Here is a 23537-nt window from a genome sequence, read left to right as displayed (position 1 = left end):
CACGCCGGGGGCAACCGGCGCACGGCCCCGTCACGGGTCGCCCGCCGCCTCCCGGTACAGCCGCTCCGCCTCCCCGCGGAGCACCACGCTGTAGGACACGTCGGGGGTCGTCCCGCCGTCGTCATGGCCGCCGAGGACCCCCACGACCTGCCCGTCCCCGTTCACCCAGGGGCTTCCGCTGGTGCCGCCGGCGAATCCCGGGCAGTCGATGCGCTGCTGGCCGGGACTGTGCGCGGTCGGCTTGTTGGTGCAGCTGACGGGCGTCTCGCGGGAGTCGGGGTACCCGGTGAGGGTCACGGCCGTCGCTCCCGTCGCCGTACCGGTGGTGAACCGGTAACCGCCGACGGCGTCCTCGACTCCCTTCCCGCCCCGCGGCGCGACCACGGCGAACGCCACGTCACTGTCCTCCCGCCGCCCCTCGACCCACCCACGGGGCAGGAACCGCCGCTTCACCTTCCACACCCCGTACGGCGCACGGCCGTTGCGGTACCCGGGCACGAACACGAGCTCCCCGCGCCCGTCCAGGCAGTGCGCCGCGGTGACGACGAGATTCCGGTACGGCGCCCGCACCACGGACGCGGTGCAGAAGTGCGCACCCGCCGGGCGTGCCGCCCGGTCTGCGGGGACGAGCACCCCGACCCGCGCGCTCCCCGCGACCGCCCCCGCGGTGACGGTCACCCCGAAGGGCCCGGCCCCGTCGTCGGCCACCGCGGTGGACGCGGAGGTGAGGGCGGCAAGGACCACGGCAAGGGAGAGGACGCGCTTCATCGGGACCACTGTGTCGGGCGAAGGTGAGAAAAACGTGTGCCGCCGGTCCCAAGCCCCGCTGAAGTCGGGCCCCTTGGGTCAAGCCGCGCCCATCTCCCGGCCATCGGCCCGTCACCGACCGGTAAGCCCGGCACCCGCTTCAGTAAGGCGGAAGTCAGGATTCCGAAACCCGTCTTGTTGTCACGTACTCAACAAGCGATCGTCGTCGCGGGTCGCCGCCCCCGCCGGGAACCGTACCGGCGGATCCCCACCCGCAGGCCTCTGTCCACCACTGCCAGGAGGCTGTACCTTGCGCACGACACCCCACAACTCTCCCGCCGGCCGCCGCAGATGGCGCCGCACAGCCGCCGTCGTCACCGCCACCGCCGCGCTCCTCCTCACCGGCCTCACCACCGCCGCCCACGCCGACACGGCCCCGGCGAGCACCTCCCGGGTCACCTGGACCCGCTCCTGCGCCCTCCCCCGCCACAAGGACGAGATGGCCTGCAACGCCCTGCGCGTCACGGGCGGCCGCACCGCCTTCCAGCAGCAGCACGGCATCTCACCCACGGCCGCCGAGGCCACCTCCCCCTCCGGCTACGGCCCCTCCGACCTCCAGGACGCCTACGGCCTGACCTCCGCCGCCGCGACCAACGGCACCGGCCGGACCGTCGCCATCGTCGACGCCTACGACGATCCCGACGCCGAGTCCGACCTCGCCGCCTACCGCTCGCACTACGGCCTGCCCGCCTGCACCACCGCCGGCGGCTGCTTCAAGAAGGTGAGCCAGACCGGCTCCACCACCGCCCTCCCCACCGCCGACAGCGGCTGGTCCGGCGAGATCTCCCTCGACCTCGACATGGCCAGCGCGATCTGCCCGAACTGCCACATCCTCCTCGTCGAGGCCAAGTCCGCCTCCATGGCCAACCTGGGCACCGCCGTCAACGAGGCCGTCGGCCTGGGCGCCACGTACGTCTCCAACAGCTACGGCGGCGGCGAGTCCTCCTCCGACGCCACGTACGACTCCGCGTACTTCAACCACCCGGGCGTCGCCATCACCGTCAGCGCGGGCGACGCGGGATACGGCGCCGAGTACCCCGCGGCCTCCAAGTACGTCACGGCCGTCGGCGGCACCAGGCTCACCACCTCCTCCACCACCCGCGGCTGGACCGAGAGCGTCTGGCGGACCAGCAGCACCGAAGGCACCGGCTCCGGCTGCTCCGCCTACGACGCCAAGCCCGCCTGGCAGACCGACACCGGCTGCGCCAAGCGCATGATCGCCGACGTCTCCGCCGTCGCCGACCCCGCGACCGGCGTCTCCGTCTACGACACCTACGGCGCCGACGGCCAGGGCTGGGCCACCTACGGCGGCACCAGCGCCTCCGCCCCGATCATCGCGAGCGTCTACGCCCTGGCGGGCACTCCGTCCGGCGGCTCCTACCCGGCGAAGTTCCCCTACGCGAACACCGCCGCCCTGAACGACGTCACCAGCGGCACCAACGGCACGTGCGCCACCAGCTACTTCTGCACCGCCCGAACGGGCTATGACGGCCCGACCGGCTGGGGCACCCCGAACGGAGTCGGCGCCTTCACCGGCTGACCCTGCCCCTCGTGACGGAACGTCACCGGTCGCACGGGCCGCGGCAACCCAGCCGCGGCCCGTTCGCCGCGCCAGGTAGCCTTCACCCGGAGAACACCGGGACGACCCCTCACCCGACCGGCCGTCAGAAACGGCCCGGAAAGGTGACACAGGCCGTAAAAGGGCACAACGACGGAACCGCACAACAGGTTCCGCTCAGGCCTCATTGCCCGGCGTGACCTGCCGTGATACACAGAGTGACCATACGATACTTCGCACACCGTCCGTCGCCTCCCTTAGGGCCCGGCCCGGAACGGTGGCAAGGTATTCGTACGAAACCCGCCAATCAATGACGCCAAGTCGACATCCGACAGCGTCATTGTCGGCGAGAATGAGGCCTGACCTCTGCACGACCGCAGAGGATGCAGAACTACCCAACAGGGGCGGTGACTTACATGCTCTTTGCGGCCGACAAGGGAGACATCAACACGATCATCGGCGGGATCGCTCCGGACTGGGGCCCCTTCGGCAGCCTGGGCAACGAGGCCAAGGTGATGATCGAGGTCGTGATGGCGGTGGCCATCCTGCTCTGCCTCGGCATCGCCATCTGGGGCGCCGCCAAGCAGCGCATCGGTGCCACCGCCCTGCGGGACACCTTCAGCGCGGAGCAGGGCAAGGGCCTCATCATCGCGGGCCTCACGGGAGTCTTCATCATCGGCTCACTCGGCACGCTCTTCACCATCGTGTACGGCATGGCCGTGTAGGCCGGGCCCACCCGCCCCGGCCGGGCACGCCCGGCTCCCCCCCTCCATCCCACCCGCCCGTCGTGCCCACCGGCGAAGGTTGCGTTTCCCTGATGTCGAGTCACCACACCGCGCCCGCGCGGGAACCAGCACGGCTACCGTCGTACGAGGAGCACGAGCAGTACGACGTCGAGGGGGCGTACGCGGCATGAGTCTCGGTGACGAGCACGAGGCCTCCGGCGGCTACGGCGGCACGGGCCAGACCCGCACCCGCCTGCCCGACACCGGAGCCGACCCCTACGGCACCCCCCGCCGCACCCGCTCGTCGCGCAGCCTGGTCACGGTGGTCGGCGTGGTAGTCCTCCTCATCGCAGCCATCGCCTTCGCGAACCGGGGCGACGACGGCCCCTCATCCGCGGGCGGCAGCGCCGACAAGCCGGAGGCGGCGGCGACAGCACCTTCGGGAGAACGGCCGGTGCAGGCGACGGCCGGAGGCGCTCCATCAGGGTTCGCACATGACCAGCAGGGGGTGGAGAGTGCGGCAGCCAACTACGCCGTCGTGCTGGGCTCGGCCGACATGTTCGACAAGGCCAAGCGTGACGCCGTCCTGCGGGCCATCATCAGTCCCTCCCGGGTAGCCGGCTTCGAAGCGAGACTGGACAAGGCCTACACACCGGAGTTCAACAAGAACATCGGCCTGAACGAGGACGGGTCAGCGCCGAACGGCTTCACGTTCGTGTCCCGGACGAGCCCGATCGGCACCAAGGTCACCGAGTACTCCGCCAGCAACGCGACCGTCGAGGTCTGGTGCAGCGGTCTCCTTGGCCTTGCGGGCGAGAACTCCACGACTCCAGTCACGAACAGTTGGTTCACCATCACGATGCAACTGGAGTGGGCCAAGAGCGACTGGAAAATCGTGACGCACTCTCAGAAGGACGGCCCGACGCCCGTTCCTGGCGATGACAGGGCCTCCAGCGCCGACGAGATGGCGAAGGCCGTCGAGGAGTACGGAGGGTTCACGTATGCCCGGTAGCTCGCACCGCGTGCTCAAGCTCGTTGGCTTCGTGGCCGCCGCACAGGCGTCAGCCGTTCTGTTCGCCACACGAGCCCTGGCAGCACCCACGCCCTCGCCGACCCCGAGCGAGAGCAGCGATTGTTCGTTGATCGCCCCGCCGGCCAGGAAATACTGCGAGGAAGGCGGCGGCTCCGGCGGAGGCGGCGGCACCTCCCGCCTGGACCCCACCTCCACCCTCGACCCCCTCTCCTCCCTCGCCAAGGGCTGTGCCGACGCCGCCTCCTGGACCGTCGACAAGCTCAGCGACGCCGTGAAGGAGACGGCGAACGTCGACTTCACGAACCCCAAGTTCCTCCAGCAGTACGCCGTCGTCTTCGCCGCGTCGACCATCCTCACGCTCCTCCTCTGGCTCCTGGCCGTCGCCAAGCGAGCCGTCCGCGGCGTGCCCCTGACCACCGCCCTGTCCGAGGCCATCGGGTTCCTCTGGCTGACCGTGCTCGCCTCCGCCTTCACCCCCCTGATCCTCTACACCGTCGTCTCCGCGACGGACGGCATCACCGAGGTCCTCGCAAAGGCCACCGGCGACCAGACCGACGCCTTCTTCGGCACGTTCTCCGAGGCCCTCAACAAGGGCGAGGACATCGGCGGCGGCCCGATCATGCTGATCGTCGTCTCCCTGGTCAGCATCCTCGCCGCCGGCGTCCTCTGGCTGGAGCTCGTCATCCGCGCCGCCCTGCTCTACGTCGGCGCCCTCCTCGGCACCGTCGTCTACGCCGGCCTCGTCGACAAGAACCTCTGGGGCCACGTCCGCCGCTGGGCCGGCATCATGATCGCCGTGATCCTGGTCAAACCGGTGATCGTGATCGTCCTCGGCCTCGCCGGCGCGCTCTCCGCCGACGACGGCCCCGACGCCTTCTCCGCCGTCGTCTCCGGCCTCGCCATCATCCTGCTCGCCATCTTCGCCAGTGCGATGATCTACCGCTTCGTCCCCGGCTTCGGCGACGAGATCGCCGGCTCCCGCAACAACCGCCTCATGCAGGGCGCGGAGAGCAAGGCCGCCGCGGTCATCAGCTCCCCCGCGACCTTGGTCGCGCAGGGCATCAAGACCCACAGCACCCGCGCCGACAACAACGGCGGAGGCAGCCAGTCCTCCGCCCCCCGCCCCAGCAACCCCGCCTCCGGCGGAGTCGCCGCGCACAGCTCGCGCCCCTCGAACGGCGGCGGCGGATCTGTCCCCTCCGCCGCACCCGCACCCCGTTCGAGCAGCCCCGTCAACACTCCCCACGCCAGCAACACCCGCAACAGCAGTACCAATCGCACGGGAGGTGAAGGGCGTTGACGACCGAGTCCCACGTGTCCCATCCGGTCACGCCCCGCCGTACATATCTGATCGGCCGCGCCCGGCCGAACGCGATCATCGGCCGCAACCGCGAGACCGGCGAGATCGCCCTGATCGTCGTGGGCGCGTTCCTCGGCATGATGTGCGGGCTCCTCGTCCCCGTGCTGTCCCTGCGCATCGTGCTGCTCGCCGGATTCCCGATGCTGGCGCTGGCCGCCGTGTACGTGCCGTACAAGCACCGCACGTTCTACAAGTGGTTCGAGATCAACCGCAGCTACAAGCGGACCCTGAAGCAGGGCACCGCCTACCGCTCCGCCGTCATCGAGGCCGGCACCCGGCTCGACGGCCGCGAGGTCGAGATCGGGCCGCCTCCGGGCATCGGCCGCATCACCTGGCTGGCCGCCCCCTTCGGCCCCGACGAGATCGCCGTCCTGCTGCACGCCGACCGCAAGACCGTCACCGCCGCCATCGAGATCGAGGGCCCCGGCGTCGGCCTGCGCGACTCCGAGGACCAGGAAGCCCTCGTCGACCGCTTCGGCACGCTGCTCAAGCACGTGGCCAACGGCGACGGCTTCGTCACCCGCCTCCAGATGCTCGCCCGCACCCTCCCCGCCGACCCGGACGCCCACGCCAAGGACGTCGCCGTCCGCGGCGACGACAAGGCACCGCCGTGGCTCCAGCAGTCGTACGACCAGCTCCAGTCGATGGTGTCCACCAGCAGCGAGCAGCACCGCGCCTACCTCGTCGCCTGCATGCACTACACCCGCGACCTCGCCGCCGAGGCCAACGCCATGGCCCGCGCCGCCCGCGCCCACGGCGGCAAGGTCGACCGGGACGCCGGACTCGCCGTCGTCATGGCCCGCGAGCTCACCGACATCTGCTCGCGCCTCCAGGAGGCCGACATCCGCGTACGGCAGCCGCTCGGCCAGAGCAGACTGTCCTCGCTGATCCACTCCATGTACGACCCGGACCACCCGATCGACCACATCCAGGCGATGACGAAACGCAATGCCTGGCCGGCCGAGCTGGACGCCATGGAGCCCACCTACCTCCAGGCCAAGACCCGCGAGTCCTCCACCCGCGCCCCCTGGTGCCACGCCACGGCCTGGGTGAAGGAGTGGCCGATGACCCCCGTCGGCGTCAACTTCCTCGCCCCGCTGCTCGTCCACACCCCGGACGTCATCCGCACGGTCGCCGTCACCATGGACCTCGAACCCACCGAGGTCGCCATCGAGCGCATGCTGACGGAGAAGACCAACGACGAGGCCGAGGCGTCCCGCGCCGCCAAGATGAACCGCACCATCGACCCGCGCGACGTGGCCGCGAACTCCCGGCTCGACCAGCGCGGCGAAGACCTCGCCAGCGGCGCCGCCGGGGTGAACCTCGTCGGCTACATCACCGTCTCCTCGCGTTCCCCCGACGCCCTCGCCCGCGACAAGCGGACGATAAGGGCCTCGGCCGGAAAGTCGTACCTGAAGCTGGAATGGTGCGACCGCGAGCACCACCGCGCCTTCGTGAACACCCTTCCCTTCGCCACCGGCATTCGGAGGTAGGACCTGATGCGGGACCCGCTGTCCGTCCTCACCGACGCCTTCACGTCCTTCCTCTTCGGAAAGGTCGAGACGACCCGGCTCCCGGTGCGCACGTCCACGGGCCAGGCCCAGGCGGTCTACCTCCCGACCGCCGCCCCCGGCCTCGGCGACTCCGGCGTCATCATCGGCCGCGAGGTGTACTCCGGAAAGGGCTACATCTACGACCCCTTCCAGCTCTACGGCCAGCAGCTCCCCGCCCCCCACTGGCTGGTCCTCGGCGAGTCCGGCAACGGCAAGTCGGCGCTGGAGAAGACGTACGTCCTGCGCCAGCTCCGCTTCCGCGACCGCCAGGTCGTCGTCCTGGACGCCCAGGGCGAGGACGGGGTGGGCGAGTGGAATCTCATCGCCCAGGAGCTGGGGATAACTCCCATCCGCCTGGACCCGATGGCCGCCCTGGACATGGGGATCCGCCTCAACCCGCTCGACCCCGCGATCACGACCACGGGCCAGCTCGCGCTGCTCCGCACGATCATCGAGGTCGCGATGGGCCACGGCCTGGACGAGCGCTCCGGCTTCGCCCTCAAGGTCGCGCACGCCTACGTCAACGAGACCATCGTCGACCGCCAGCCCGTCCTCACCGACATCGTCGAGCAGCTGCGCCACCCCGAGCCCGAGTCGGCCGAGGCGATGAACGTCGCCATAGACGACGTACGGGCCTGGGGCCTCGACGTCGCCCTGGTCCTGGACCGCCTCGTCGACGGTGACCTGCGCGGCATGTTCGACGGCCCGACCACGGTCGGCATCGACCTGGACGCGCCGCTCATCGTCTTCGACCTGTCCCACATCGACCGCAACTCCATCGCCATGCCCATCCTCATGGCGATCGTCGGCGTGTGGCTGGAGCACACCTGGATCCGCCCCGACCGGAAGAAGCGCATCTTCCTGGTCGAGGAGGCCTGGCACATCATCAACAGCCCCTTCGTCGCCCAGCTGTTCCAGCGCCTGCTGAAGTTCGGCCGGCGACTGGGCCTGTCGTTCGTGGCGGTCGTCCACCACCTGTCCGACGTGGTGGACGGCGCGGCGGCGAAGGAGGCGGCGGCCATCCTGAAGATGGCGTCGACAAGGACGATCTACGCCCAGAAGGCCGACGAGGCGAGGGCCACGGGCCGGGTCCTCGGCCTGCCCCGCTGGGCGGTCGAGATCATCCCGACGCTCACGCCCGGCATCGCCGTCTGGGACGTCAACGGCAATGTCCAGGTCGTCAAACATCTGGTCACGGAGACCGAACGCCCATTGGTCTTCACCGACCGCGCGATGACCGAGTCCTCCGCGGACCTCACGGACCACGACGCCCTGCGCGCCGCCGAACTCGAGGCGGAGGAACGGGCGGCGGCCTTCGTGGAGCACCACCTGGGCGACTCCGAATCGACGGTGGCGTAGGGGGAGGACGCGTGAGACCGGACGACCGCCGCAGCCGGCACGACAGCCAGGGAGGCATCCCCGACGGCCTGCTGGTCGGCATACTCGCGTTCCTCCTCGGCATGACCCTGCTGGTGTGGACGGCCACCGGCCTCGCCGCCCTGTTCGCCCACGGCTCCTGGCCGTCCGGCGTCACGTTCACCCGCACGCCCCTGGCCATGCGCGGCCTCATCGCCCAGCCCCACGACATCCCCGGCGCCTGGCCCGACACACCCCCCGGCGAACTCTCGGGCTACGGCCTGTTCTGGGGCCTGTTCATCGGCCAGCTGATGATCCTGATCGTCCTGACGGTGTTCGTGATGGGCACGCTGGCCAGGTGGCGGGCGGTCCGGGCGAGGCGCCGGGCGGAGCGGACGGCACCGCCGGATCCTGCGGGGGTCGCGTACGGGCCGACGCAGCACGAGATGCCGACGGCACAGCAGCGCAGCGCACCGGCCCCGGTGCAGTACGACGCCCCAGCATCGGCGCAGCACATGGCGCCGACACCCACGCACCACGACGCCCCCGCACCGGCGCAGCACGCGACCCCAGCGCCCACACCGCACGACGTGCCGGCACCGGCACAGCACACCACCACCCCCGCATCGACGCAGCACACCACCCCCACGTCGGCGCAGCACGACGTCCCCACGCCCCGCCGCGCAGACCCCGAACCCACGCCCACGCACCTCCCGGAGCCGACGGCACCCCTCGCCCCGGCCCCGGCCCCGGCGGCCGCGCCCACGAGTCCCGCTTCTCTGTTCGGCCAGGAACGGGTGAGCGGGTGGGAAAGAATCCTCGTAGCCCCAAGGGAAACCCGCCAAATCACCGCCACCCAGGCGGTACGCGACGCGGAGGGCCCGGCCCTCATCGTCACCTCGAACCCCGCCCTCTGGCAGGAGACAAAAGACGCGCGGGCCAAACTGGGCCCCACCCACCTCTACGACCCCACCCACCGCTGCGCCACCCCCGCCCGCCTCCACTGGTCCCCCACAGCCGGCTGCGAGGACAAGGCCACAGCCACCGGAAGAGCAACCGCCCTCCTCACCCCGGTCCGCCCCACCGCCAAACTCGACCAGGCCCTCAGCGACACCGCCGAGACACTCCTGCGGAGCTACCTGCACGCCGCCGCCATCGACGGCCGCACCATCCGCCACGTCCACCGCTGGTCCCAGGGCACCCAGATCCAGGACGCCGTACGCATCCTCCGTACCAACCCCAAGGCCGCCCCGGGCTCCGCGGGCGAACTCGAAGGCGCCCTCACCGCCCACCCCGAACGCCGGGACATGGCCCAGCAGCTGACGACCCGTGCCCTCGCGGCCCTCTCCACGGTCAATATCCGCGAGGCTTGCACTCCCAACCGAAATGATGCCCTCGCCCTGGATTCCTTCGTCCATGAAGGGGGCACGCTTTATGTGGTGGGTGAATCCATCGAGGACCCCAGGACGAACCCGGGCGCGATGCCCCTCCTGACGGCCCTCGTCTCCAGCGTGGTCGAGCGCGGCCGGCACATGGCCGAACGGTCATCCTCCGGTCGCCTCGACCCACCATTCACGCTCGTCCTGGACGACGTCGCCGCCGTGGCCCCGCTCCCCCAGCTCCCGGAGCTGCTGGCCACCGGAGCGGACCGGGGCATGCCGACCCTGGCCCTGCTCCGCTCCCGCGAACAGGGCCGCGCCCGCTGGCCGCACGACGAACTACCGGTCTGAGAAGGGCACCCCCACGGAGCTCCGCTCGAGCACGAACTCCAGCTCCCGCTCCTCGGAGTCCCCGAGCGGCACGATCAGCCCACTCGGCTCGAAACCCACCCGCCGGTAGAACCGCTGCGCCCGCCCGTTCTCCTCGTGCACGATGAGCCGCATCCGCTCCAGCCCCCGCCCCCACGCCCACTCCAGGGCCGCGTCGAACAGCACCTCGGTCAGCCCGCTCCCGCGCTCCTCCGGCCGTACGAACACGCCGACGACATGCCCCTGCTTCCGCTCCACCGGAAACCCGGCCCAGTCCGTCGTCCCCGGCTCCTCCACGAGCACGGTCAGTGTCCCCACCCACTGGCCGTCGGGCCCCTCGGCGATGATCTGCTGCCTCGCGTCCGCCCCTTCGGCGGCACCGGCCGTCCGCTCCTGCCAGAAGGAGTCCGGCCTGGCCACGGCCTCCTCGTACGTCTCCAGGAAGGCCAGGTGCGCCACCGGGTCCCGCAGCGCCGCGAGCCGCAGCTCCTTCGCCGCAGGCCACTCATCAGCACGGACGGACCGGATCACATAGCTCATGCCGGCAACGGTAGTACCCGGGTACGACGCCCCTCACCCCGATTACCCCGCCGGTCCGACGCCCGCGGCCCCCGCACGCACGAGCATCGAAGCATGCTGACGGCACACGAACTGACCAAACGCTACGGCGACCGGACGGTCGTCACGGACCTGTCCTTCACCGTCCGCCCCGGCATCGTCACCGGCTTCCTCGGCCCGAACGGCGCCGGCAAGTCCACGACCATGCGCATGATCCTCGGCCTCGACGCCCCCACCCGCGGCCACGCCACCGTGGACGGCCGCTCCTACGCCGCCCACCCCGCGCCCCTCACCGAGGTCGGCACCCTGCTGGAGGCCCGCTCGGTCCACCCCGGCCGCACGGCCTACCACCACCTGCGCGCCCTCGCCCTCACGCACGGCATCCCCCGCACCCGGGTCGAACAGGTCCTCGCCCTCACCGGCCTGACCGACGTGGCCCACCGCCGCGTCAAGGGCTTCTCCCTCGGCATGGGCCAACGCCTCGGCATCGCCGCCGCCCTGCTCGGCGACCCGGCCGTGCTCATCCTCGACGAGCCGGTCAACGGCCTCGACCCGGAGGGCGTCCTGTGGATCCGCAACCTCCTCAAGTCCCTCGCCAGCGAGGGCCGCACGGTCTTCGTCTCGTCCCACCTCATGAGCGAGATGGCCCTCACCGCCGAGCACCTCGTCATCATCGGCCGCGGCCGTCTCCTCGCCGACACCACGGTCACCGACTTCGTACGCGACTCCGGCGCCGGCACCGTCAAGGTCGTCACCCCGCAGGCCTCCGACCTCGTACGCCTCCTCACCGCCCCCGGCGTCGACATCACCACCGACACCCCCGGCACCCTCCAGGTCCACGGCACGGACGCCGAACACATCGGCCGCACGGCAGCCGCTCACGGCATCCCCCTCTACGAACTGACCCCCGGCACCGCGTCCCTGGAGGAGGCCTTCATGGACCTCACCCGCGACGCGGTGGAGTACACGGCGACCCTCGAAGGAGCGGCAGCATGACCACCACGGCGACCCTGCCCTACCGCGTGACTCCGGCCCGCGTCCTGCGCTCCGAGTGGCACAAGCTCCGCACCCTGCGCTCCACCTGGATCACCCTCGTCGCGACCAGCGCCCTCACCGTCGCCATGGGCACGGGCCTGGCCGCCGCCTACGACGGCACCGGCGAAGGCGGCATGGACACGGTCGTCTTCGTCCTGCTCGGCACCCAGTTCGCCCAGATCAACCTCGGCGTGCTGGGCATCCTCGCAACGGCCGGCGAGTACTCCACGGGCCAGATCCGCGCCACGATGACCGCCGTCCCCCGCCGCCTGCCCGTCCTGTGGTCCAAGGCAGCCGTCCTGGCCGCGATCGCCTTCCCCCTCACCCTGCTGACGAACCTGGTCACCTTCCCCCTCGCCCAGTCCCTCCTCACCGGCACCGACCAGGCGGCCTCCCTCGGCGACCCCGGCGTCCTGCGCGCCCTCGCCGGCAACGCGGCCGGCCTCACCCTCCTCGCGGTCCTCGCCCTCGGCATCGGCGCCCTGGTCCGCTCGGTCCCGATGGCCATCGGGGTCTTCATCGGCCTCCTCATGATCGTCCCGGAGGTCCTGGCCATGCTCCCGTACGACATCGTCGACGAAGCCGTCCGCTACTTCCCCGGCAAGGCCCTGGAAACCCTCACCACGGCTCAGCCCCTGCCCGGCACGGCCTCCCCGGGCGCCGCCCTCCTCGCCATGACCCTCTGGACGACCGCGACCCTCACGCTGGCCGCAGCGGTCCTACGACGCCGAGACGTCTGACAAGCGGCATCGGCATCCTCCACGATGAACCCCGTGACGGAAGACCGGGCGCCGGAGCCCCTCACCGAGTACGCCCACCGCCTCACCCGCCGGGTGCGTGCCTTCGACCGACGCCACCCCCTGCTGTGGGACCTGCACATCACCGGTTTCTGGGTGACAGCCGCCCTGATCGACTACGCCGGTGGCGGCTGGCGCCACAACGCCCACAACCTCGACGTCCCCGGCTGGCTCCTCCTCACCCTGAGCCTCGGCCTCTCGACCCCCCTCCTCTGGCGACGCACCCACCCCCGGGCCGCCCTCGCCGCCATGGCCCTCTTCGCCCTCGCCAACGCGTGGACCGGCGCGGCCCTCCAGGCGGCCCTGCTCCAGCTCGCCCTCGTCTACCACATCGCCCTGCGCCGGGCCCTGCGCAACCTGTGGTGGGCAACGGCCCTGGTGATCGCCCCGGTCCTGGTCTCGGTCGCCCGCCACGGGGAGGGCACCTGGGACCAGCAGCTCGGCTCCCAGCTGATGTCCATCACCGTGGCCGCCCTCATCGGCATCACGGTGCGCACCCGCCGCAACTACACCGAGGCCCTGGAGGACCGCGCCCGCCGCCTGGAGACCGAACGCGACCAGCAGGCCCAACTCGCCACCGCCGCCGAACGCGCCCGCATCGCCCGCGAGATGCACGACATCATCGGCCACAACCTCTCCGTCATCACCGGCCTCGCCGACGGCGGCAGATACGCCGCCGCCAAGTCCCCGGAACGCGCCGCCCAGGCCCTCGACGCCATCGCCACCACCAGCCGCCAGGCCCTCACCGAACTCCGCCGCCTCCTGGACGTCATGCGGGAGGACGAACAGAACCAGGCCGACCTGACCCCCCAACCCGGACTCACCGACCTCGACCAGCTCCTCGACGGCGTCCGCTCCGCAGGCCTCCCCGTCCACACCACCACCCACGGCAGCCCCACCGTCCCCCCAGGCCGCCAACTCACCGTCTACCGCGTCATCCAGGAAGCCCTCACCAACACCCTCAAACACGCAGGCCCCGGTGCCACCGCGCAGATAGAACTGTCCTACGAGGACAAGGGAGCCGTGACAGTGACGATCACGGACACAGGCAACGCCGGCCGAGCCGACGCCCCACCTCCCGACGGTCGCGGTCTGCCCGGAATGCGCGAGCGAACCGCCCTGTACGGCGGCACACTTGAGGCCGGCCCCCGCCCGCACCCCGAGCAGGGCTGGCGCGTCCGCCTACACCTCCCGGAGGAAAACCCGCAGTGACCACGGTCCTGATCGCCGACGACCAGCCCCTCCAGCGCTTCGGCTCCCGCATGCTCCTGGAGAGCCAGGACGACATGACGGTCGTGGGCGAGGCGGCGAACGGCAGCGAAGCGGTCCGCCTCGCGGCAGAGCTGCACCCCGACGTCGTCCTCATGGACATCCGCATGCCCGGCCTGGACGGCATCGAGGCGACCCGCCGCATCACCGCCGCCGGCGACCGCACCCGCATCCTGATCGTCACCACCTTCGACCTGGACGAGTACGCCTACGCCGGCCTCCGCGCAGGAGCCTCCGGCTTCCTCGTCAAGGACGCCCAGCCCGAGGAACTCCTGGCCGGAATCCGCGCCGTCGCCACGGGCGACGCGGTCGTAGCCCCCAGCCTCACACGCAGGCTCCTCGACGCCTACGTCCATCACCTGCCGACCGACCCGGCCAGGGAAACGCCGCCTGGGGAAGACCCACGCCTCGCCCCCCTCACCGACCGGGAACGCGAAATCCTCACGGTCATCGGCCAGGGCTGGACGAACACGGAGATAGCCACGCGCCTGCACCTGGCCGAGTCGACAGTGAAAACGCACGTGGGCCGCATCCTCGCGAAGACCGGCTCCCGCGACCGCATTCAGGCGGTGATCCTGGCGTACGACACCAAACTGGTGCAGCCGTCATGAACCCACTCGAGAAATACGCTCGTGGAACGCAAAAAAGGCCCACACCATAAGGTGTGGGCCTTTTCAATAATTGTTCGGCGGCGTCCTACTCTCCCACAGGGTCCCCCCTGCAGTACCATCGGCGCTGTAAGGCTTAGCTTCCGGGTTCGGAATGTAACCGGGCGTTTCCCCTACGCTATAACCACCGAAACACTATGAAACTGTCGAACCATGCCGCACCACACCCGTGACCTGGGCATGGGGCTGTTCGTGGTTTCAGAACCAACACAGTGGACGCGAGCAACTGAGGACAAGCCCTCGGCCTATTAGTACCGGTCAACTCCACACGTTACCGTGCTTCCATATCCGGCCTATCAACCCAGTCGTCTACTGGGAGCCTTACCCTCTCTAGGAGGTGGGAGTCCTCATCTCGAAGCAGGCTTCCCGCTTAGATGCTTTCAGCGGTTATCCCTCCCGAACGTAGCCAACCAGCCATGCCCTTGGCAGAACAACTGGCACACCAGAGGTTCGTCCGTCCCGGTCCTCTCGTACTAGGGACAGCCCTTCTCAAGACTCCTACGCGCACAGCGGATAGGGACCGAACTGTCTCACGACGTTCTAAACCCAGCTCGCGTACCGCTTTAATGGGCGAACAGCCCAACCCTTGGGACCGACTCCAGCCCCAGGATGCGACGAGCCGACATCGAGGTGCCAAACCATCCCGTCGATATGGACTCTTGGGGAAGATCAGCCTGTTATCCCCGGGGTACCTTTTATCCGTTGAGCGACGGCGCTTCCACAAGCCACCGCCGGATCACTAGTCCCGACTTTCGTCCCTGCTCGACCCGTCGGTCTCACAGTCAAGCTCCCTTGTGCACTTACACTCAACACCTGATTGCCAACCAGGCTGAGGGAACCTTTGGGCGCCTCCGTTACTCTTTAGGAGGCAACCGCCCCAGTTAAACTACCCATCAGACACTGTCCCTGATCCGGATCACGGACCCAGGTTAGACATCCAGCACGACCAGACTGGTATTTCAACGACGACTCCACACTAACTGGCGTTAGCGCTTCACAGTCTCCCAGCTATCCTACACAAGCCGAACCGAACACCAATATCAAACTGTAGTAAAGGTCCCGGGGTCTTTCCGTCCTGCTGCGCGAAACGAGCATCTTTACTCGTAGTGCAATTTCACCGGGCCTATGGTTGAGACAGTCGAGAAGTCGTTACGCCATTCGTGCAGGTCGGAACTTACCCGACAAGGAATTTCGCTACCTTAGGATGGTTATAGTTACCACCGCCGTTTACTGGCGCTTAAGTTCTCAGCTTCGCCCCACCGAAATGGAGCTAACCGGTCCCCTTAACGTTCCAGCACCGGGCAGGCGTCAGTCCGTATACATCGCCTTACGGCTTCGCACGGACCTGTGTTTTTAGTAAACAGTCGCTTCTCGCTGGTCTCTGCGGCCACCCCCAGCTCAGAGCGCAAAGCTCATCACCAGATGTGGCCCCCCTTCTCCCGAAGTTACGGGGGCATTTTGCCGAGTTCCTTAACCATAGTTCACCCGAACGCCTCGGTATTCTCTACCTGACCACCTGAGTCGGTTTAGGGTACGGGCCGCCATGAAACTCGCTAGAGGCTTTTCTCGACAGCATAGGATCATCCACTTCACCACAATCGGCTCGGCATCAGGTCTCAGCCTTGTGTGCGACGGATTTACCTACCGCACGGCCTACACCCTTACCCCGGGACAACCACCGCCCGGGCTGGACTACCTTCCTGCGTCACCCCATCACTCACCTACTACCAGATCGGGTCACCGGCTCCACCACTTTCCTTTCCCCGAAGGGTCCGGAACGGCTTCACGGGCTTAGCATCACTGGATTCGATGTTTGACGCTTCACAGCGGGTACCGGAATATCAACCGGTTATCCATCGACTACGCCTGTCGGCCTCGCCTTAGGTCCCGACTTACCCTGGGCAGATCAGCTTGACCCAGGAACCCTTAGTCAATCGGCGCACACGTTTCTCACGTGTGAATCGCTACTCATGCCTGCATTCTCACTCGTGAACCGTCCACAACTACCTTCCGGTGCTGCTTCACCCGGCACACGACGCTCCCCTACCCATCACGATCCCCGTTGGGGGTATATATCGCAATGACACGACTTCGGCGGTACGCTTGAGCCCCGCTACATTGTCGGCGCGGAATCACTAGACCAGTGAGCTATTACGCACTCTTTCAAGGGTGGCTGCTTCTAAGCCAACCTCCTGGTTGTCTGTGCGACTCCACATCCTTTCCCACTTAGCGTACGCTTAGGGGCCTTAGTCGATGCTCTGGGCTGTTTCCCTCTCGACCATGGAGCTTATCCCCCACAGTCTCACTGCCGCGCTCTCACTTACCGGCATTCGGAGTTTGGCTAAGGTCAGTAACCCGGTAGGGCCCATCGCCTATCCAGTGCTCTACCTCCGGCAAGAAACACACGACGCTGCACCTAAATGCATTTCGGGGAGAACCAGCTATCACGGAGTTTGATTGGCCTTTCACCCCTAACCACAGGTCATCCCCCAGGTTTTCAACCCTGGTGGGTTCGGTCCTCCACGAAGTCTTACCTCCGCTTCAACCTGCCCATGGCTAGATCACTCCGCTTCGGGTCTTGAGCGTGCTACTGAAACGCCCTATTCGGACTCGCTTTCGCTACGGCTTCCCCACCCGGGTTAACCTCGCAACACACCGCAAACTCGCAGGCTCATTCTTCAAAAGGCACGCAGTCACGAGATGGAAGCAAGCTTCCATCCGACGCTCCCACGGCTTGTAGGCACACGGTTTCAGGTACTATTTCACTCCGCTCCCGCGGTACTTTTCACCATTCCCTCACGGTACTATCCGCTATCGGTCACCAGGGAATATTTAGGCTTAGCGGGTGGTCCCGCCAGATTCACACGGGATTTCTCGGGCCCCGTGCTACTTGGGTGTCTCTCAAACGAGCCGCTGACGTTTCGACTACGGGGGTCTTACCCTCTACGCCGGACCTTTCGCATGTCCTTCGCCTACATCAACGGTTTCTGACTCGTCTCACGGCCGGCAGACCGTGAAAGAGAGATCCCACAACCCCGTATACGCAACCCCTGCCGGGTCTCACACGCATACGGTTTGGCCTCATCCGGTTTCGCTCGCCACTACTCCCGGAATCACGGTTGTTTTCTCTTCCTGCGGGTACTGAGATGTTTCACTTCCCCGCGTTCCCTCCACACTGCCTATGTGTTCAGCAGCGGGTGACAGCCCATGACGACTGCCGGGTTTCCCCATTCGGAAACCCCCGGATCAAAGCCTGGTTGACGACTCCCCGGGGACTATCGTGGCCTCCCACGTCCTTCATCGGTTCCTGGTGCCAAGGCATCCACCGTGCGCCCTTAAAAACTTGGCCACAGATGCTCGCGTCCACTGTGCAGTTCTCAAACAACGACCAGCCACCCATCACCCCGAACCTTCGGTCCGAGTTCACTGGGGCCGGCACTGAGGAAAAATCCATTCCCTCAGACACCCAACAGCGTGCCCGACCAGCTCCCGTCCGAAGATCATGCGTTCCACGCTCTTGCGAGCAGTACTAGCAGCCTCCGGCCCAAGATCCTGGCCGAGTAGTCAACGTTCCACCCATGAGCAACCAGCATCAGACATTCGCTGATGTACTGGCCTCTGAACCAGCCCCGAAGGACCGGCTTAGAAGTGCTCCTTAGAAAGGAGGTGATCCAGCCGCACCTTCCGGTACGGCTACCTTGTTACGACTTCGTCCCAATCGCCAGTCCCACCTTCGACAGCTCCCTCCCCACAAGGGGGTTGGGCCACCGGCTTCGGGTGTTACCGACTTTCGTGACGTGACGGGCGGTGTGTACAAGGCCCGGGAACGTATTCACCGCAGCAATGCTGATCTGCGATTACTAGCGACTCCGACTTCATGGGGTCGAGTTGCAGACCCCAATCCGAACTGAGACCGGCTTTTTGAGATTCGCTCCACCTCGCGGTATCGCAGCTCATTGTACCGGCCATTGTAGCACGTGTGCAGCCCAAGACATAAGGGGCATGATGACTTGACGTCGTCCCCACCTTCCTCCGAGTTGACCCCGGCGGTCTCCCGTGAGTCCCCAGCACCACAAGGGCCTGCTGGCAACACGGGACAAGGGTTGCGCTCGTTGCGGGACTTAACCCAACATCTCACGACACGAGCTGACGACAGCCATGCACCACCTGTACACCGACCACAAGGGGGACCCTGTCTCCAGGGTTTTCCGGTGTATGTCAAGCCTTGGTAAGGTTCTTCGCGTTGCGTCGAATTAAGCCACATGCTCCGCCGCTTGTGCGGGCCCCCGTCAATTCCTTTGAGTTTTAGCCTTGCGGCCGTACTCCCCAGGCGGGGCACTTAATGCGTTAGCTGCGGCACGGACAACGTGGAATGTTGCCCACACCTAGTGCCCACCGTTTACGGCGTGGACTACCAGGGTATCTAATCCTGTTCGCTCCCCACGCTTTCGCTCCTCAGCGTCAGTATCGGCCCAGAGATCCGCCTTCGCCACCGGTGTTCCTCCTGATATCTGCGCATTTCACCGCTACACCAGGAATTCCGATCTCCCCTACCGAACTCTAGCCTGCCCGTATCGACTGCAGACCCGGGGTTAAGCCCCGGGCTTTCACAACCGACGTGACAAGCCGCCTACGAGCTCTTTACGCCCAATAATTCCGGACAACGCTCGCGCCCTACGTATTACCGCGGCTGCTGGCACGTAGTTAGCCGGCGCTTCTTCTGCAGGTACCGTCACTTTCGCTTCTTCCCTGCTGAAAGAGGTTTACAACCCGAAGGCCGTCATCCCTCACGCGGCGTCGCTGCATCAGGCTTTCGCCCATTGTGCAATATTCCCCACTGCTGCCTCCCGTAGGAGTCTGGGCCGTGTCTCAGTCCCAGTGTGGCCGGTCGCCCTCTCAGGCCGGCTACCCGTCGTCGCCTTGGTGAGCCATTACCTCACCAACAAGCTGATAGGCCGCGGGCTCATCCTGCACCGCCGGAGCTTTCCACCACCAAGAGATGCCCCTAGTGGTTGTATCCGGTATTAGACCCCGTTTCCAGGGCTTGTCCCAGAGTGCAGGGCAGATTGCCCACGTGTTACTCACCCGTTCGCCACTAATCCCCACCGAAGTGGTTCATCGTTCGACTTGCATGTGTTAAGCACGCCGCCAGCGTTCGTCCTGAGCCAGGATCAAACTCTCCGTGAATGTTTACCGGTAATCCGGTCGACACCACGAGAGCGGAACAGCCAGGCGGAATAAGCCCGGCCGTTCACAGCGTCCTCGCTGTGTTTTTTCAAAGGAACCTCGCCCCAGCAGATGCTGGAGACGGGGTATCAACATATCTGGCGTTGACTTTTGGCACGCTGTTGAGTTCTCAAGGAACGGTCGCTTCCTTTGTACTCACCCTCTCGGGCTTTCCTCCGGGCGCTTCCCTTCGGTCTTGCGTTTCCGACTCTATCAGATCTTTTTCTTCGATCTGACCCCCAGTCAGCGGGGTTCGTCTTCTCGGCCGCTGGGCCGTTCCGACGTGTCCAACCTTAGCGCGTTCTCTCGGCGTTTCCAAAATCGAAGCCTGTGCGGAGTCGATCAGGTCGTCGAGTCCCAATTCGAATTGAATTCGGGCATGCCGAAATCAACCCCGTTGGGAGCGATCTTGCTAGTGGTTGGGTGCCGCTCGTGCGGCGGAAGTGCTGTCGCAGAACCATTACGGCTCCGCGGCAACCCGAAGAACTTTACGGATCGAGAGGAGGCCTGTCAAGCGCCCCCTGTCAAGATCTTTATGCGGACGTCAGTCCAGGTCGGAGAGGCGGCCGCCGGCGTCCGGCTGGGCGTCTTCCACCCGGCGCAGGAGCCGGGTGAGGACCTCGCCGAGCGCGGTGCGCTCCTGCGGGGACAGGTCCTGGAGCAGGTCCTCCTCGAAGACCGACGCCAGGCGCATCGCCTCCAGCCACTTCTCACGACCTCCGTTGGTGAGCTCCACGATGACGCGAACCCTGTTGGACTCGTCCCGCTCCCGGGTGACCAGTCCTTCGCCGACCATGCGGTCGATCCGGTGGGTCATGGCGGCCGGGGTCAGGCCGAGGCGCTTGGCGAGGTCGCTCGGGCCCAGACGGTAGGGGGCGCCGGAGAGGACGAGGGCCTTCAGTACCTCCCACTCGGCGTTGCTGATGCCGAGGGCCGCGGTCTGACGGCCGTAGGCGACGTTCATACGGCGGTTCAGGCGGGACAGGGCCGAGACGATCTGCTCCACCTGGGGGTCGAGGTCCTGGAACTCGCGCTGGTACGCCGCGATCTGCTCTTCGAGGGTCGGCTCGCTGGGGCCGGGGGTGTCGCCCATGGGGGGAGTATCGCACGCTCGTTCTTTGCCTTGAAGTCCTTGGGTATGTACTCTTTAGCTTCGAACTTTAGTTTCGAAGTCTTCACTCCTAACTACTTGTGAGAGAGGTGAACGTGACCAGGGCGATGGATGCAGCGATGCGCCGGATCCACGTGGGCAACGCACTCAGCGCGTTCGGGCTCGGCTTCACCGTCCCCTATCTGTACGTCTATGTGGCGCAGGTGCGGGGACTGGGAGCCATGACGGCGGGTCTCGTACTCGCCGTCTTCGCTGTGGCGGCGCTGGTCGTGCTGCCGTTCGCCGGGCGGGCCATCGTCCGGCGTGGCCCGCTGCCGGTGCTGCTCGCCGCCCTGGTCGCCGCCGCCCTGGGTGCGCTGAGTCTGGGGGTCGCGAGCAGTGCGGCTGCCGTGCTGGTGTCGGCTGCCCTGCTGGGGGCCGGACAGGCCGTGATGCAGCCGGCGCTGGCCACGATGATCGTGGACTGCTCGTCGGCGGAGACGCGGTCGCGGGCCTTCGCCATGCAGTTCTTCCTGCAGAACCTCGGGCTCGGGGTGGGTGGCCTCATCGGTGGGCATCTCGTCGACACGTCGAGCGCCGCCTCCTTCACGCTGCTCTTCGCGATCGAGGCGGTGATGTTCCTGCTGCTGGTCGTGGTGATGGTGACGGTGCGGCTGCCGCACGCGCCGCGGATCGAGGCGGCGCCCGTGGCGTCGGGGCGGGGCAGCTGGAAGCAGATGCTGGGGAACCGGGCCATGGTGCAGCTGTGCGTGCTGGGCTTCGTGCTGTTCTTCGCCTGCTACGGGCAGTTCGAGTCGGGGCTGAGCGCGTACGGGGTCGAGGCCGCCGGGATATCGACGTCGGCGCTGGGGACCGCCCTGGCGGCGAACACGCTGGTGATCGTCGTGGCGCAGTTCGCCGTGCTGCGGTTCGTGGAGCGGCGTCGGCGCTCGCGGGTGATCGCTGCTGTCGGGCTGATCTGGGCCGTGGCCTGGGCCGTCGCCGGGTACGCGGGGCTCGGGCACGGGAGCCAGGAGATGGCGACGGCCGCGTTCGTCTCGACGTACGCGCTGTTCGGGCTGGGCGAGGCGATGCTGTCGCCGACGGTCGCCCCGCTGGTCGCCGATCTGGCGCCGGAGGGGATGGCCGGGCAGTACAACTCCGCGTTCGCCCTGGTCAAGCAGCTGGCGCTGGCCGTCGGGCCGGCGGTGGGCGGGCCGCTGGGGGCCTCGCTGCACGCGCCGTACATCGTGGCGTTCCTCCTGTTCTCGCTGGGGATCACCGTTCTCGCCGTGCGGCTGGGGCGGCAGCTGACCGACGTACAGGATCAGCCGTGGCTCGCGAAGAGCCGGGTCGTGGCGCGGGGTGGGGCGTCCGTGTCCGCGGACGTGTGAGGCACCGGCGCCGTCGGCGTGTGCCCGGGCCGGGCCGTCCGGGCAGGCCGATCGCGCCTCGGTCACGCGGAGCCGGTCGGCCGAGTGGACCGCGGCGAGCAGCGCGGCGAAGTAGATCGCCGCGGCGAGGACGGCCAGCTGCCACCCCGGGACGCTCAGCACGAAACCGGAGATCCGCGCCGCGAGGACCACGGTCGGGAACACAGCGATCGCCAGGCCGAGCAGGGTGCTCACGGCGAGAGGGCCGCGTGCTGACAGAGCAGCACCTGGCGTGCCCAGCGCGGCGGGATGCCCACGGCGATCAGCCGGGCGAGGTAGCGACGCAGGATGCGGGTCTGACTGCGGGTGGCGGCGAGCACTGCGGCGAGAGCCAGGGCCACCAGGCCCACCGCGGTGGCCAGGAGCGCTGCCGGGGGCACCGGGTCGTCGGGCTCGACGTGGATCAGCACTGCACCGGCATCCATGCCGGCGTCGATCACCGCTTGTTGCAGGGCGTGGGCCTTCTTGTCGGAGACACCGGTGATCATGACCGGTCCGCGGGCCTGGATCGGCAGGTCGAGCGCGGTCGCGGTGGCGCGCAGCATGGTGCCGTCGGAGCCTGTGCGCCATTCGGCCGGGTCCACGTCGAGGGCCGCGGCGGGCAGGGCGGCGGTGCGGCCCAGGACCTTGTCGCCCTGGCGGACGGCGAGACGCAGGCGCGTGTCCGGCCCGGTGGGGGCATCGGCGGCGTGTGACCAGACCAGGACGCCGCCCTCGCGCAGGACGGAGGTCTGGCCCGGGTCGAGGCGGCGGCCGGTCAGTCGTTCGACGTCGCGCGGTTGGTTCGCGGCGAGGAGGCTGCCGTACTGGCCTTCCCGGCCGGCCATCAGGGGGTTGTCCGGGTCTCCCGCCATCAGGAAGCGCACTTTGGTGCGGGGCAGGCCGTCGAGCCCGGAGGCGCCGGCCGGGCGGCGCAGGCCCTGGCCCGGTCGGCGGCCAGCTGCCGTCGCACCAGGCGGCGTCGGGGACCGCCCTCCGGCATCAGTCTGAGCAGCCCCGCGAACACCTCGGGGATGGTCAGGAGCACCGCGGCGATCATGATGCCGGTGAGGACCATGGCCTGGGCGGGCGAGTCGACCCGGGTGGCGTACACCGCCGCGGTGAACTCCTCGATGAGGTTGTGCTCCGACCCCCGCCGGCCTGGATCTCGCCGGAGTCGGCGAGATCCAGGCCGGCGAGCAGGTTCAGCAGGGTCGACTTGCCGGAGCCGCTGGCGCCGTACACGCACACGAACTCCCCCGCCCGGGCGGTGAAGTCCACGTCTCGTGCGGCCCATACGGTCTCGGCCGCGGAGCGGTACGCCTTGCACACCCCGCTCGTC

18 protein-coding genes and 3 rRNA genes are annotated in these 23537 nt (G+C 67.9%); 12 read left to right on the top strand and 9 right to left on the bottom strand.

Annotation, left to right across the window (positions count from 1 at the left end; translation table 11 throughout):
- Positions 1 to 30 precede the first annotated feature (30 nt).
- Entirely contained in the window at positions 31 to 768 is a 738-nt protein-coding gene (locus MQE23_RS23920) for a trypsin-like peptidase domain-containing protein (RefSeq protein WP_243380230.1), read from the bottom strand.
- A gap of 289 nt (positions 769 to 1057) precedes the next feature.
- On the opposite strand from MQE23_RS23920, the gene MQE23_RS23915 reads away from it, so the two are divergent.
- The 7 genes from MQE23_RS23915 (at position 1058) to MQE23_RS23885 (ending at position 10122) form a co-directional block, all read left to right on the top strand.
- Entirely contained in the window at positions 1058 to 2347 is a 1290-nt protein-coding gene (locus MQE23_RS23915) for a S53 family peptidase (protein WP_020269934.1), read from the top strand.
- A gap of 434 nt (positions 2348 to 2781) precedes the next feature.
- Positions 2782 to 3090 (top strand): hypothetical protein, encoded by a 309-nt coding sequence (locus MQE23_RS23910; RefSeq protein WP_003991275.1) that lies wholly within the window; start codon positions 2782 to 2784, stop codon positions 3088 to 3090.
- A 187-nt stretch (positions 3091 to 3277) separates the two neighbouring features.
- Positions 3278 to 4102: a hypothetical protein gene (locus tag MQE23_RS23905; protein WP_243380228.1), complete on the top strand. Its 825-nt coding sequence runs from the start codon at positions 3278 to 3280 to the stop codon at positions 4100 to 4102.
- A complete protein-coding gene (locus MQE23_RS23900) occupies positions 4092 to 5423 on the top strand; it encodes a hypothetical protein (protein ID WP_243380226.1) in 1332 nt (443 codons plus the stop codon). Before MQE23_RS23905 ends, MQE23_RS23900 begins: the two co-directional genes overlap by 11 nt.
- Positions 5420 to 6976, top strand: coding sequence for an SCO6880 family protein (locus MQE23_RS23895; RefSeq protein ID WP_020269938.1), 1557 nt, complete (start codon positions 5420 to 5422; stop codon positions 6974 to 6976). The genes MQE23_RS23900 and MQE23_RS23895 overlap by 4 nt, the downstream gene beginning before the upstream one ends.
- Positions 6977 to 6982: 6 nt before the next feature.
- Positions 6983 to 8395, top strand: coding sequence for an ATP-binding protein (locus MQE23_RS23890; protein ID WP_020269939.1), 1413 nt, complete (start codon positions 6983 to 6985; stop codon positions 8393 to 8395).
- 11 nt (positions 8396 to 8406) lie between these two features.
- Positions 8407 to 10122: a type IV secretory system conjugative DNA transfer family protein gene (locus MQE23_RS23885; RefSeq protein ID WP_243380224.1), complete on the top strand. Its 1716-nt coding sequence runs from the start codon at positions 8407 to 8409 to the stop codon at positions 10120 to 10122.
- Here MQE23_RS23885 and MQE23_RS23880 read toward each other — a convergent pair.
- Entirely contained in the window at positions 10111 to 10680 is a 570-nt protein-coding gene (locus MQE23_RS23880) for a GNAT family N-acetyltransferase (protein WP_020269941.1), read from the bottom strand. The two genes, MQE23_RS23885 and MQE23_RS23880, sit on opposite strands and share 12 nt — an antisense overlap.
- A 93-nt stretch (positions 10681 to 10773) precedes the next feature.
- Between MQE23_RS23880 and MQE23_RS23875 the strand changes: the two genes are divergently transcribed.
- The 4 genes from MQE23_RS23875 to MQE23_RS23860 are packed head-to-tail and all read left to right on the top strand — an operon-like array spanning position 10774 to position 14410.
- Positions 10774 to 11694, top strand: a complete 921-nt coding sequence (locus tag MQE23_RS23875; RefSeq protein ID WP_020269942.1) for an ABC transporter ATP-binding protein — start codon at positions 10774 to 10776, stop codon at positions 11692 to 11694.
- On the top strand, positions 11691 to 12473 hold the full coding sequence (locus MQE23_RS23870) for an ABC transporter permease (protein ID WP_020269943.1): 783 nt from the start codon (positions 11691 to 11693) through the stop codon (positions 12471 to 12473). The genes MQE23_RS23875 and MQE23_RS23870 overlap by 4 nt, the downstream gene beginning before the upstream one ends.
- A gap of 24 nt (positions 12474 to 12497) precedes the next feature.
- The gene (locus MQE23_RS23865; protein WP_020269944.1) at positions 12498 to 13742 is read left to right on the top strand and encodes a histidine kinase; all 1245 of its coding nucleotides are present in this window, start codon (positions 12498 to 12500) and stop codon (positions 13740 to 13742) included.
- The gene (locus MQE23_RS23860; RefSeq protein WP_243380223.1) at positions 13739 to 14410 is read left to right on the top strand and encodes a response regulator transcription factor; all 672 of its coding nucleotides are present in this window, start codon (positions 13739 to 13741) and stop codon (positions 14408 to 14410) included. Before MQE23_RS23865 ends, MQE23_RS23860 begins: the two co-directional genes overlap by 4 nt.
- A 72-nt stretch (positions 14411 to 14482) precedes the next feature.
- Here MQE23_RS23860 and rrf read toward each other — a convergent pair.
- From rrf to MQE23_RS23840, 4 genes are all read right to left on the bottom strand, one after another.
- Positions 14483 to 14599 (bottom strand): 5S ribosomal RNA (gene rrf, locus MQE23_RS23855).
- 96 nt (positions 14600 to 14695) lie between these two features.
- A 23S ribosomal RNA gene (locus MQE23_RS23850) occupies positions 14696 to 17816 on the bottom strand.
- Between the two features lie 310 nt (positions 17817 to 18126).
- A 16S ribosomal RNA gene (locus MQE23_RS23845) occupies positions 18127 to 19654 on the bottom strand.
- Together the 16S, 23S and 5S rRNA genes form the textbook arrangement of a ribosomal RNA operon.
- 583 nt (positions 19655 to 20237) lie before the next feature.
- Complete coding sequence (locus MQE23_RS23840; protein ID WP_020272015.1) at positions 20238 to 20786, bottom strand: MarR family transcriptional regulator; 549 nt, start codon at positions 20784 to 20786, stop codon at positions 20238 to 20240.
- Between the two features lie 125 nt (positions 20787 to 20911).
- On the opposite strand from MQE23_RS23840, the gene MQE23_RS23835 reads away from it, so the two are divergent.
- Positions 20912 to 22177, top strand: coding sequence for an MFS transporter (locus tag MQE23_RS23835; RefSeq protein WP_243382730.1), 1266 nt, complete (start codon positions 20912 to 20914; stop codon positions 22175 to 22177).
- Positions 22178 to 22407: 230 nt separating this feature from the next.
- Here the strand turns inward: MQE23_RS23835 and MQE23_RS23830 are convergent, their stop codons facing one another.
- Genes MQE23_RS23830 through MQE23_RS23820 form a run of 3 tightly spaced genes read right to left on the bottom strand, consistent with a single transcriptional unit; the run spans position 22408 to position 23476 of the window.
- Complete coding sequence (locus MQE23_RS23830; RefSeq protein WP_167338004.1) at positions 22408 to 23070, bottom strand: hypothetical protein; 663 nt, start codon at positions 23068 to 23070, stop codon at positions 22408 to 22410.
- The gene (locus MQE23_RS23825) at positions 23070 to 23309 is read right to left on the bottom strand and encodes a hypothetical protein (protein ID WP_020272012.1); all 240 of its coding nucleotides are present in this window, start codon (positions 23307 to 23309) and stop codon (positions 23070 to 23072) included. The genes MQE23_RS23830 and MQE23_RS23825 overlap by 1 nt, the downstream gene beginning before the upstream one ends.
- Positions 23252 to 23476, bottom strand: a complete 225-nt coding sequence (locus MQE23_RS23820) for an ATP-binding cassette domain-containing protein (RefSeq protein ID WP_279345201.1) — start codon at positions 23474 to 23476, stop codon at positions 23252 to 23254. The genes MQE23_RS23825 and MQE23_RS23820 overlap by 58 nt, the downstream gene beginning before the upstream one ends.
- Positions 23477 to 23537: the final 61 nt, after the last annotated feature.

Origin of the sequence: Streptomyces sp. HP-A2021 (assembly GCF_022807935.1) — a bacterium.
GTDB lineage: Bacteria > Actinomycetota > Actinomycetes > Streptomycetales > Streptomycetaceae > Streptomyces > Streptomyces afghaniensis.
Note: the sequence above shows the minus strand (reverse complement) of the source record. Positions and strands in the feature narration are given on the sequence as shown.